This is a genomic window from Lacrimispora sp. 210928-DFI.3.58, from assembly GCF_020554865.1.
Lineage (GTDB): Bacteria > Bacillota > Clostridia > Lachnospirales > Lachnospiraceae > Enterocloster.
Window position 1 is genome coordinate 35,335 of sequence record NZ_JAJCIC010000026.1, and the last position, 11,962, is coordinate 47,296.

Consider the following 11,962-nt stretch of genomic DNA (forward strand, 5'->3'; position numbering starts at 1 on the left):
ATCAGTCATAAAGGGGTTAGGTGCCGGATACCCGGCTCCTAATCCCCAATGCAGTTATCTTACATTAAACTTCCTTGAAATCAGCGTCTACCACATCATCAGCCGGGCCTGCACCTGCTGCAGCGCCCATGTCAGGGCCTGCCTGGCCTGCGCCTGCTGCCTGTGCCTGCTCATATACCTTTGCAAACAGCTTCTGAGCACTGTTCATCAGCTTCTCTTTGCCGGCCTTGATGTCCTCGACCTGTGCATCTGTCATCTCATCTACCGGAGCGCGGTTGATGGCTTCCTTTAAGGCATTTAAGTCAGCTTCCACCTCTGCCTTGTCACTCGCAGCGATCTTGTCGCCAACCTCCTCCAGGGCCTTCTCTGTCTGGAATACCATGGAGTCTGCGTCATTTCTTGCATCAATGGCTTCCTTGCGCTTCTTATCCTGCGCCTCGTATTCAGCTGCTTCCTTTACAGCCTTCTCGATATCGGAATCAGACATGTTGGAGCCGGATGTGATGGTGATGTGCTGCTCCTTGCCTGTACCCAGATCCTTTGCGGATACATTTACAATACCGTTGGCATCGATATCAAAGGTAACCTCGATCTGCGGGATACCTCTTCTTGCTGGCGGGATCCCATCCAGACGGAACTGGCCTAAGGTCTTGTTGTCTCTTGCAAACTGGCGCTCACCCTGTACTACATGGATATCAACAGCTGTCTGGTTGTCAGCAGCAGTGGAGAAGATCTGGCTCTTCTTTGTCGGAATGGTGGTGTTGCGCTCGATCAGTCTGGTTGCCACGCCGCCCATGGTCTCGATGGACAGGGACAGCGGGGTAACGTCCAGAAGGAGGATATCTCCTGCGCCTGCATCGCCTGCCAGCTTACCGCCCTGGATCGCTGCGCCGATGGCTACGCACTCATCCGGGTTAAGGGACTTGCTGGGCTCCTTGCCGGTCAGCTGCTTTACCTTCTCCTGTGCGGAGATCATACGTGTGGAACCGCCTACTAACAGTACCTTGCCAAGCTCAGAAGCAGTGATGCCTGCATCTCTTAATGCGTTCTGTACCGGGATAGCGGTGCGCTCGATCAGGTCATGGGTCAGCTCGTCGAACTTTGCTCTTGTCAGGTTCATGTCAAGATGCTTTGGTCCCTCTGCAGTTGCTGTGATGAAGGGCAGGTTGATGTTGGTGGTGGTAGCTGTGGACAGCTCCTTCTTTGCCTTCTCAGCTGCCTCTTTTAATCTCTGGAGAGCCATCTTGTCGTTGGACAGGTCTACGCCCTCTGCCTTCTTAAACTCGGAGATCATCCAGTTCGTGATCGCATTGTCGAAATCATCGCCGCCCAGATGTGTATCGCCGTTGGTGGAAAGAACCTCGATAACGCCGTCGCCGATCTCAATGATGGACACATCGAAGGTACCGCCGCCTAAGTCGTATACCATGATCTTCTGCTCTTTTTCATTGTCAAGGCCGTATGCCAGGGCAGCGGCTGTGGGCTCGTTGATGATACGCTTTACATCCAGGCCTGCGATCTTGCCTGCGTCCTTTGTTGCCTGACGCTGTGCGTCATTGAAGTATGCAGGAACCGTGATAACGGCCTCTGTCACGGACTCGCCTAAGTAGCTCTCTGCGTCTGCCTTCAGCTTCTGAAGGATCATAGCGGAGATCTCCTGTGGTGTGTACTTCTTGCCGTCAATGTCTACCTTGTAGTCGGTGCCCATGTGACGCTTGATGGAGGAGATGGTCTTATCTGCATTGGTTACTGCCTGACGCTTTGCAGGCTCACCGATCAGCCTCTCTCCTGTCTTTGTGAATGCTACGATGGATGGTGTGGTCCTCACACCCTCTGCATTGGCGATAACGGTTGGCTTTCCGCCTTCCATAACGGCAACGCAGCTATTTGTTGTACCTAAGTCAATACCAATGATCTTGCTCATAATGAATTCCTCCTGATTTATTTGAAAATGTGTGAATTTCTATATGTGAAATGCCAATTGCCCTATGTCAATTTGCAACCTTTACCATGCTGTGCCTTACAACGCTGTCTCTGTACATGTAGCCCTTCTGGAGCTCCTCGGCCACTACATTCTCTCCCAGGCTTTCGTCATCCACATGCATGACCGCATTGTGGAAATTGGGATCGAACTCTTTGCCTACGGCTTCGATATTTTTTACGCCTGCGTCCTCCAGGGTTTTCTGGAACTGCCTGCAGATCTTATCCATGCCCTCGGCAAGAGCTGTGCCCTTGTACTCCTCCGGTATGGCGGCAATTCCGCGCTCCAGATTGTCAAGGACCGGAAGCATTTTTTCAATGATATCTCTTGCTCCCATCTCATACATGGTGGACTTTTCTTTCTCGGTGCGCTTGCGGAAGTTCTCAAACTCTGCCATCTGGCGTTTTACCCTGTCCGTAAGCTCCTCGATCTTCTCATCCCTGGGATCCTTCTTTTTCTTGAAGAAGCCCTTTTTCTCCGCAGCTGCCTCACCGGCTGCCTCCTCTGCTGCTTCTTCCTTTGCAGCTTCCTCCGGCTCCTGGGATGCCTCTTCCTTTACGGCTTTCTCGGCCCCGGCCTCTTCTTCCTCTGCCTCGGAGGCTTTTTTTGCCTCCTCCTCCGGGGCTGCCTGTTCTTCTTGTACCTGCTCTTCTCTTATATCTTCACTCACAGCTTATCACCTTTCGTCTTTTTTAAATGCTACATCCAGCTGGTTCATGAGATTCCTTAAGGTATCCAGAACCTTCTCGTAATCCATACGCTTAGGCCCTATGATACCTACGGTTCCCCGCAGGCCTCCGCCCAGATCGTAATTCGCTGTCACTACGCTGCAGTCCTTCATGGACTGAACTGGTGTCTCATCGCCGATATATACCTGGATGCCTGACTCCCCATCGGCGTCTGGGGTTATTTCTGACACAAATTCCTGGAGCATTTCCTTTTGTTCCAATGCTCCTATGAGCTGGCTGGCTTTGCCGCCCTCTGACAGCTCAGGATACTTGAAAATGTTGGTAGCTCCGCTGGTATATATCTGCAGGTCCTCTTCTCCTGCCCGGATGGCCTCAGCCACCTCATTTAAAACCAGCTCCACCACCTGGCTGTGGATGCCTGCCTCGCCCTTCAGCTTGCTGATAATGCCTAAGTTGATCTCCTCAATGGTGAGACCGTTGAGGCTGCTGTTCAATAAAATGTTCAGATTCAGCAGTTCCTCGTCTCCCAGCTCGTCGGCAATGTCGATCATGGTGTTCTTGACGATGTTGCCTTCTGTCACCACCACTACCAGAAGCTTTCCTGCCTCCATTTTCGAAAGCTGGATGAATTTCAGCTTTGTCTTGTGGTAGCTGGGGCCGCTGATCATGGCAGCGTAGTTGGTATTGGATGCAAGGACCTGGGCCATTTTCTTCAGGACAAGCTCCAGCTTGTCGACCTTCTGGACCATCATTTCCTTGAACTCTGTGACCTCGTTTTCCTTCTCCTCCATGATCTGGTCTACATAAAAACGGTAGCCCTTATCGGAAGGAATCCGCCCTGCAGAGGTATGGGGCTGTATGATATATCCCATCTCCTCCAGATCTGACATCTCATTGCGGATAGTGGCCGAACTGAGTTTTAACTCCGAATACTTTGAAATCGTCCTGGAACCTACCGGCTCTCCTGTTTCCAGATATGTTTTGATGATTGCTTTTAATATGGTAATCTTCCGATCATCCAGCCGCTCATCCAAAGACATCCGTCCACCTCCTTATTGATTTTATTAGCACTCAACTCTTTGGAGTGCTAATATCTACATTCCATAATATATTCCTTATTCCGTTATTTGTCAAGAGATATCTTCAAATTTCTTTTATTCCTTTTATTTTCGTGTAGCAGTTCCGTCGGCTGCCGGGAGGGCGGCTGGAGCGACTTTGCAGGACATTAGAAGCACTTGGTCAGCTGGTTTTTCCGTTCAGAGCAGCATCAATGCTTGTTTGAGCGCAGCGAGTTGCTTTGATGCTGCTCTGGCTTTTCGGAAAAATCAGGTGGCTTAGTGCTTCTTATGTCCGAAACCGGAGCGCCAGACGCCCTCCCGGCAGCCGACTGTTACATTTTCGTTCTTGTTCCATATCATGTGATCCTCCCACTTATTACATACTATATATTCGATTTTTTACCCACTTTTTGCCGAAATGTCCCAAAAATCCGGCTTCATTTCTCCACTTTTTATCATTTTGTAACAGTTCATTCATCTTTTTTGCTTGACAATTAACAATTTTGTAATATAATGAAGATAAGATTGTGAGGTAATGATATGCGTAGATCAAAGACTAAGGCGGCAGTTGCCGCGGTTCTGTTTTTTTCCTGCTTTACGGCTTCCTTCCCGGCCTTTGCGAAAGGAGCTGTGGGAACGAGTGAGATTGCAGCAGAGGCAGACGGATATGTCAACGCAGGTCCGGGTGCTGCTCCCGGCAAAGAGGCAGAGACGGATCCCTCCGGGATATCCCTGGGAACCTTTACCATTACCGGCTACTGCGGCTGTACCAAATGCTCCGGCGGCCACAACCTTACATACTCAGGTACTGTTCCCACTCCTAACCATACGCTCTCCGCTGATCTGGAGCTGTATCCCATCGGCACAAAGCTGAAGATCGATGGCATTGTGTATACCGTGGAGGACAAGGGTTCTTCGGTGGATGGAAATCTTGTGGATATTTATTATGCAACCCATGAGGAGGCTCTGGAAAAGGGCACTTATAAGGCAGAGGTATTTTTAGTAGAGGAATAATGGTATTAATTATAGAAGAAACTGCTTTTGCAGTCTGATGAGCCGGATCTATGTGGTCCGGCTTTTTTACGGCCTTTTTAGGAACTTTTTGCATTTTTAGACATACAAAGGTCCCCAAAACCGCGGATTTCCATTTTTTTCCTTGACAAGGTATAAAAAATGTGTTAAAACCTTGCTTATTGCTCATATATTACAAAATTGTTACATATTATTTGTTAAGATATTAAATTTTTATGTTGATTATGAACGGAGCAATAGGAGGAAACAACTTATGAAATTCAGACATGTATTGACCGGATTGGTTTTTACCATGGGCATTCTGGCTGCCACTGCCCTTACCTCACTGGCGGCGATCCCGACAGGGAGGTTTGAGTCCGTAAACAGCACGGCTGTCTGCGGCTGGGCTTACAACAGCAGCGCTCCCAATGATGCACTCACCGTGCGTATTTCCATTACAAATAAGGAGACAGGCGAGGAGGTGTTCAGCCAGCAGGTGTCTGCAGGCGAGTACCGGCAATCTCTTTATAACAAGAATAAGGGCAATGGCTGCCATGGCTTCACCCTTTCCATGGATTGGACAGCCTATCCTGCAGGATCTTATCTCGTGGAGGGCTTTGTGGGTGATGAGGAATTTATCAATCCCATGACCTACAGCAATGGCTCTGACAGTGCACAGAGCGCCCAGGACTCACAGGGCACGCAGAATGCAGATGGTACTCAGTCTGATAAGTCTCAGGAGTCCGGCACAGGGCTTGTGCCCCTGGGAGTATTTAAGACCACAGGCTACTGCCCCTGCAAGGGCTGCTCGGAGGGCTGGGGACGCCATACATGTACGGGCGCGATTGCCAAAGCAGGCCACACCATTGCCGTTGACCCCAGGATCATTCCTTATGGTTCAAAGGTCATGATCAACGGTGTTGTCTACACAGCAGAGGACCGCGGAGGCGCTGTCCGCGGAAACCACATTGATATTTTCTTTGATACGCATGCGGAGACCAGGATGCATGGAACACAGAATGCAGAGGTTTATCTGGTGATGTCATAACGGGAAAGCGCTCTCTCTATTCGGTTTCTGATACTTCCCGCAGTTCTGTCCCCTCGTAGAAAAATTTCAGGATGGACTGGTAGTCTTTGCCATCCTTTGCCATGCCCTGAGCGCCGTTCTGGCTCATGCCCACGCCGTGTCCGAAGCCGCCGCCGTAGAGGTGGAAGCAGATGGCACCGTCCTTTGTCTCCAGCTTTTCAACAGACAGGAAGGCGCTGGGCAGTGTGGCGCTTCCTTCCATGACTGATCCGTCCTTTTTCCTGATCTTCAGATCACGGCTTCCCAGAGAGGAACGGATGGCGCTCTGCCCCTTTATATGGACAGTTCCTTCTGTTCCCGTGATCTCAATGTCATCTGCAATTCCCCCTGCCCCTCTGGATACCACTCTCATATCCGTGATACTTCCTGCACCGCTGATACGTCCTGACAGCTCATCCGCCCGGATATCTGTCTCCCAGCGGAACATGGCAAAGCCGGAATCGTAGGCAGCAGCGTCGCTGCCTCTTATATAGGAATCAAAGGACTCACTGGCCTCATAGCCCAGGTCCCTGCCTCCTGCCTTTATCTCCTTTGCCTTCAGATAAGGAAGCTTTGCCCCCTCGCTGCCCCAGACGCTGCCGTCTGAGGAATAGCCGCAGGAGGTGGAATAATAGAAGGCTTCAATGGGAGAATCCCCGTAAAAGAGCATTTTCCCGTAGGTCTCCTTTACGGCCCTGGCAGTCTTCTCATCCGTATTGGTATTGTTATATACCTGGAAATTGGTGCTGTCGTCCACATGGGCGCCATACTGGCTGTAGCTGTTGCCCTGTATCTGCCGGTAACCGTAGGTCCTGGCGCATACGGCCTGGGCCTTCAAAGCCTCCATCTCGTAGGAGGCAGGCATCTCGCTGGGAACTACCTTTGTCAGGTAGTCCTCCAGATAAAGGTCATTTACCAGCACCAGGCCCTCTGCGCAGGCCTTGAGCTCCAGGCTGCCGCCGTATACCGGCCGCCCCTGGCTGCGTTCAATGGAATCAATGGCAATGCCGTCTGCTCCCTCAGGGGTGATCACCAGCCTTCCATTTGACAGGCGCTTATCCTCCGGAGTGATGTGAAGGACAGTTCCTGCGGCAAGGAACTCTTCCTCTGTGCTGCCTTTCCCATTTTCATACTCCAGGCAGGCGTCAGCAAGCAGGGTAATATCTGCACAGGGATGGAAAATGCTGGTAAATCCAGTGTCCATCAAAAGCACCCGGATGGTCTTTGCGTCAAACTCCCGCTCCAGAAGGGCCGCGCACAGCTCTCCCTCAGCCGCCACAAATTCCTGGAGGTCATAGCCCACCAGGATGTCCTTTGCTTCCAGTATCCGGAAATCCCCGTATATCTTATATACGTGGAAATTTTTTGAGATGGGGATCTCGCCGTAGCCATCGATCTCGATGGCATGATCTGTGACAGCGAGCACCTTTCCGCTTATGCGCTCCCGCTTGACTGTGATCTTTTTTAAGCGGCCGTTTTCCATGGTAAGGTCAGCCAGGTTCTGTGACAGGTCTGCCTCTTCTCCCATGTGCTCTGCTGCCGGAAATTCCCTGCAGGCGGTGCCCAGGTAAACCTGTATGGTTTTGCCGTCTGCCCGGGACAGCCATACATTTTCATACACCACATCACGGCTCACCAGCTCTCTCATGGCGATCATCTCCCTGTCCCTTTCCAGGAAACGGATCTCGCAGTCCAGATAGGCGTCCAGTGCAAGTCCCTGAAAGCCGTAGTTGCCCTGGGTGGTGTAGGCCGTCCAGCTCTCTGCCTGGGGGAGATTGGAGGGCGTGCCGTAGAGTACGGCATCCACTTCCTTTACAGCGCCCTCCTCATCTGTTTTTTCCAGGATCAGGGAATAGAGGTGCCACCACTCTTGCTCCGGGAAGGGATCCTCCCGGTTGTACTTTGTGGAGCCCACTTCGGATTTCAGCTTTGCGGAGATCCTGGCTGCCAGAAAGGCAGCTTCCCCGTATGTAAGGTCTTCCTGGGCGGAAGTGAGAGCAGGCGGCGTCAGGGACTCGTCTAAATAGCCCTCATCGTATAGGTAATCCATATATTTTACAAACCAGTTGTTCTTTTCCCTGCCGGAAAAATGGGAGGCCTGGCGCTCCTTTTCGAGGCGTAAGCAGTCCTCCTTTGAGGTAAGCGCCAGTGCCATTGCCTTATAGGCCTGGGCCCTGGGAATGCCTTCTCCTTTGGGCTCCATGGTCACTATCACGATTATCAGGATAACGATCACTGTGATGACGCCTGTTACCCATGCGATCATTTTACTTTTCATGCTTTTTCTCCTGGTTTTTCCCTTGAATAGTTACCTTAAATGAAGGAAAAGCAGCGGTTTTACCGCTGCTTTTATCATCTGTAAACCCCAGAATGCCGTCTCTTACTTATTGACGCCTAGCAATGCTAGGTGGGCAACCTCACTTAGACTTCTGCCTTCCACTCGAACAGGAGGCCTGACATCCGTCTAAAAATATTGGAATCCCTTGTGTCTAATGTAGGTTCAAAATTGGTAAGAATTACGAACACCCCAGGAAATTACAAGTCCGTTTCATTTATTATGGTGTTATTATAACCTATCGATGCATGATTTTCAAGCTCATTTTTCTGTGAATTACTGGCTATTAGCAGTGAGTTTCTTTTTCCTTTATCTGGATAACTACGAAAAGCAGATTTATAAATGTTTTTTCGATATATGCTTAAGGTAGTTCTTCTTAAAGCAGCGGATATTCTCGAAGAATTCCATTTCCGAAGCTGAAAATGTCCCACTATCCGCTTTTTCCGAGAGCAACTCCAGGGTACATATGAAATCTGCTACTTGGAAAAGTTTATAATCAACAGGTCTTACTTTTCGGAACTCCACATGAGCATAAAGGGTACTGAATACAGAGATCAGTATTTTAGTCAATTCAATCTGACCATTGTCGTAATAAACGATCACACGGTCAAAACTATTCCAAAAAGCTTCATTGACACGCAGGACATTTGCAATCCCCTTTGACAGCTTTGCAGTCATTGCAATAACATCCGGACATTCATTTTTCTTAATTTTAACACAGGTGTAGCGGATATCCAATTTTCGTGAGAAATGAAAAAGGGCATTGAACAACTGCTTGCGGTTTTCCATAAGGTCATTGGCATAAACGGACTCTCGCCGGATAAGAGGCCTGGTATGGACAGCATGCTGCGCATATCCTAAGTTACGCAGATGAGTTTCAAATCCAGCTATATTAGCTGAAATATCTACTGTCTGATCATGTAATACCATCGCGACAAGGTAATACGGAGCATGGACTTCGTATGGGCCAAAGTCACCTGACTCATCTATAAAAACGCTGAGAATTTTTTCTGACATGACATCAATCCCTGATGAAAACAGAACAACAGACTTCTGAAGATACGATATGCGGCAGCCACCAGAGTCAAGTCAGCTTAGCTTTGGTGCGCTGTCCATCGGAAGAAAAATGGCGGGGAAATTCCCCGCCGCTCGGTGGACCAGGATCTTTCGACCAGCCCAATCAGTGGACTCCACTAATTTATCATATGTAAATTATACTAAAAAAATACTGCAGTGTCAAATAAAAGCTCCAATATATCTTAACACTTCCTGCCCAATATGATACCCGTATTCATTTTCTCCACACCTTCCGCCGTCACTCTTGCGTATACCAGCGGCTCCGGCTTTGGGGGAGTCTGGCCAAGGAGGCAGGCGGACAGGAACTTGTCCCGGGCTCCTGTTAAAAGTGCTTCTTTTCCGGCATGAAGTTCTGCCAGGACGTCTCCGGTTTTTACCGGATCCCCATATTTTTTCCTCAGGGTAATTCCGGCGCTGCAGTCGATCTCATCCTCCTTGCGGCTGCGTCCAGCTCCTAAAAGGACGGAGGCGATGCCGATGGCTTCGGTATCCATGTGGGTGATATAGCCGTCTTTTTCTGCTTTTACCTCCAGGGTGTACTCTGCCCTGCGGAAGCGTTTGGGCTCGAAAATGTACGCCTCATCTCCGCCCTGGCTCTTTACCATGGCTGCCAGAGTTCTTAAAGCGCTTCCATCGAGGATGGACTGGCGGGCCATCCGGCGGCATTCTTCCATCCCGCCCTTTCCTGCCATGTAAAGCATGTTGGCGGCCAGCTCTATAGAAATCCCGGCAAGATCCTCTGGCCCTTCTCCCCTTAAGGTGGCAATGGCTTCCTGCATTTCCAGGGAATTTCCGATCTCATGGCCCAGAGGGATATCCATATTGGTGATCAGGGCACAGCACTTGCGGCCCGCCATTGTTCCAATGGATACCATCTTCTCTGCCAGCCGGATGGAGGAGTCCAGATCCTTCATAAATGCGCCGCTTCCTGTCTTTACATCCAGGACAATGGCATCGCTCCCAGCAGCCAGCTTTTTGCTCATAATGGAGGAGGCAATCAGGGGGATGCTGTCCACAGTGGCTGTCACATCCCGGAGAGCATACAGTTTTTTGTCGGCGGGCACCATATTGCCGGACTGCCCAATAACAGCTATCCCTGTCTCATTGACAATATGGAAAAATTCTTCCATGGGGATGGCTGTGCGGAAGCCTGGGATGCTTTCCAGCTTATCTACCGTCCCTCCTGTGTGACCCAGACCACGGCCGCTCATTTTGGCCACCTTTACTCCCAAGGAAGCCACTATAGGGCCAACCACAAGGGTAGTCTTATCTCCCACTCCTCCAGTGCTGTGTTTGTCCACCTTGATCCCCTCTATGGGAGATAAATCTGCCATATCCCCGGAATGAGCCATTTCCAAAGTCAGATCTGTGATCTCCCTGTCCTCCATGCCCTGGAAATAGATTGCCATCAGCATAGCGGACATCTGATAATCAGGAATCTCTCCTTTTACAAACCCCTGCACCATATAGGCGATTTCCTCTTTGGAAAGGGCATTTCCCCGTTTTTTCGATTCAATCAGATCGTACATCCTCATAATACGGTCTCCTTTCTTCGCTGTCTTTTCATGAAGCTGTGGCGGCTGGGCAGTCTGCGGCGCCGGGATGGGCTTCCTCCGGCAGCATCACCGGAAATTGGGCGGGCTTCCTCTGACACCGCCGCCTGATATCAGGAAAGCTTCTCCGGTCCAAAGCTCATGGGCAGCAGCTGCTCCAGGGTATACTCCGCATAATCCTCCCTGCTCTTTGCCAGATAGATCTGAAACTCCTTTGGAGCACAAAACTCCCGCATTACCTGCCGGCAGACGCCGCAGGGCGGGCAGTAATCCGTTATCACGCCATTTTGGCCTCCGCATATGGCGATCGCCTGAAATCTCCTCTTCCCCTCACTTACCGCTTTGAAAAATGCACACCGCTCCGCGCACACGGTGGCGGAATAGGAGGCATTTTCAATGTTGTTCCCGATATAGACAGAGCCGTCCCCGCAGAGGAGGGCGGCTGCCACATGAAAATGGGAATAGGGGGCATAGGAGGCTGGCAGAGCGTCTATGGCTTTCTGTATCAGCTCCCTTTTGTCCATCTACCTTCCCTCCTCTTCCTTTGCAAGCTTCACGATACGGCTGGTTCCCAGGCGCTCGGCCCCCAGACGGATGAATTCCTCTGCATCTTCAAAGGACTTGATGCCTCCTGCGGCCTTCATGCGCACGCCCTCTCCGATGTGCCCGGAGAACAGGCGGATATCCTCAAAGGTAGCTCCTGCCCCGCCAAAGCCTGTGGAGGTCTTGATGAAATCCGCTCCTGCCTTTGTGACAATCTCACACATTCTGATCTTCTCCTCCTCGATGAGAAGGCAGGTCTCGATGATAACCTTCAGAATATGGCTGCCGCAGGCATGCTTTATCCGGCGGATCTCCTCCTCGATCTTGTCATATGCCTTATCCTTCAGGTCGCCGATGTTGATCACCATATCGATCTCATCCGCTCCCTGGGCGATGGCATCCTCTGTCTCAAATACCTTTACGGCAGTGGTATTGTAGCCGTTCGGAAAGCCGATGACCGTACACACAGCCATCTTGTCTCCCAGGTATTCCTTTGCGCGCTTTACATAGGATGGCGGAATGCAGACGCTGGCCGTTCCATAGGCAGCCGCGTCATCGCAGACTGTTTTTATCTCCTCCCAAGTAGCGCCCTGGGCCAGCAGGGTGTGGTCTACTCTCCGGTAAATCTCTCTCCTATCCATTGTCTCTG

10 protein-coding genes and 1 other RNA gene are annotated in these 11,962 nt (G+C 50.6%); 2 read left to right on the plus strand and 9 right to left on the minus strand.

The genetic code is table 11. From position 1 onward, the window contains the following. Positions 1 to 64: 64 nt before the first annotated feature. The 3 genes from dnaK to hrcA all read right to left on the minus strand — a co-directional run bounded on the left by dnaK (position 65) and on the right by hrcA (position 3,710). Positions 65 to 1,924 (minus strand): molecular chaperone DnaK, encoded by a 1,860-nt coding sequence (gene dnaK / locus LIZ87_RS15380; protein WP_178316691.1) that lies wholly within the window; start codon positions 1,922 to 1,924, stop codon positions 65 to 67. A gap of 67 nt (positions 1,925 to 1,991) precedes the next feature. Then, entirely contained in the window at positions 1,992 to 2,651 is a 660-nt protein-coding gene (gene grpE / locus LIZ87_RS15385; RefSeq protein WP_227148260.1) for a nucleotide exchange factor GrpE, read from the minus strand. A 6-nt stretch (positions 2,652 to 2,657) separates the two neighbouring features. Then, a complete protein-coding gene (gene hrcA / locus LIZ87_RS15390) occupies positions 2,658 to 3,710 on the minus strand; it encodes a heat-inducible transcriptional repressor HrcA (protein WP_227148261.1) in 1,053 nt (350 codons plus the stop codon). Between the two features lie 558 nt (positions 3,711 to 4,268). Between hrcA and LIZ87_RS15395 the strand changes: the two genes are divergently transcribed. Together LIZ87_RS15395 and LIZ87_RS15400 are read left to right on the plus strand one after the other, a co-directional pair. Then, positions 4,269 to 4,742 carry a 3D domain-containing protein gene (locus tag LIZ87_RS15395; protein WP_227148262.1) on the plus strand — a complete coding sequence of 158 codons (474 nt, stop codon included), beginning with the start codon at positions 4,269 to 4,271 and terminating at the stop codon, positions 4,740 to 4,742. Between the two features lie 271 nt (positions 4,743 to 5,013). Further along, on the plus strand, positions 5,014 to 5,787 hold the full coding sequence (locus tag LIZ87_RS15400; RefSeq protein WP_227148263.1) for a 3D domain-containing protein: 774 nt from the start codon (positions 5,014 to 5,016) through the stop codon (positions 5,785 to 5,787). Between the two features lie 16 nt (positions 5,788 to 5,803). Here the strand turns inward: LIZ87_RS15400 and LIZ87_RS15405 are convergent, their stop codons facing one another. The 6 genes from LIZ87_RS15405 to deoC form a co-directional block, all read right to left on the minus strand. Then, positions 5,804 to 8,083, minus strand: coding sequence for a SpoIID/LytB domain-containing protein (locus tag LIZ87_RS15405; protein ID WP_227148264.1), 2,280 nt, complete (start codon positions 8,081 to 8,083; stop codon positions 5,804 to 5,806). A gap of 80 nt (positions 8,084 to 8,163) precedes the next feature. Next, positions 8,164 to 8,342: non-coding RNA, 6S RNA (gene ssrS, locus LIZ87_RS15410), on the minus strand. A gap of 134 nt (positions 8,343 to 8,476) precedes the next feature. After that, positions 8,477 to 9,157: a DUF3800 domain-containing protein gene (locus tag LIZ87_RS15415; protein ID WP_178313287.1), complete on the minus strand. Its 681-nt coding sequence runs from the start codon at positions 9,155 to 9,157 to the stop codon at positions 8,477 to 8,479. A 242-nt stretch (positions 9,158 to 9,399) separates the two neighbouring features. After that, positions 9,400 to 10,752: a pyrimidine-nucleoside phosphorylase gene (locus tag LIZ87_RS15420; RefSeq protein ID WP_227148265.1), complete on the minus strand. Its 1,353-nt coding sequence runs from the start codon at positions 10,750 to 10,752 to the stop codon at positions 9,400 to 9,402. 131 nt (positions 10,753 to 10,883) lie between these two features. Further along, positions 10,884 to 11,294 (minus strand): cytidine deaminase, encoded by a 411-nt coding sequence (gene cdd, locus LIZ87_RS15425; protein WP_227148267.1) that lies wholly within the window; start codon positions 11,292 to 11,294, stop codon positions 10,884 to 10,886. Next, positions 11,295 to 11,954: a deoxyribose-phosphate aldolase gene (deoC, locus tag LIZ87_RS15430; protein WP_227148269.1), complete on the minus strand. Its 660-nt coding sequence runs from the start codon at positions 11,952 to 11,954 to the stop codon at positions 11,295 to 11,297. It abuts the gene before it with no gap. Positions 11,955 to 11,962 lie beyond the last annotated feature (8 nt).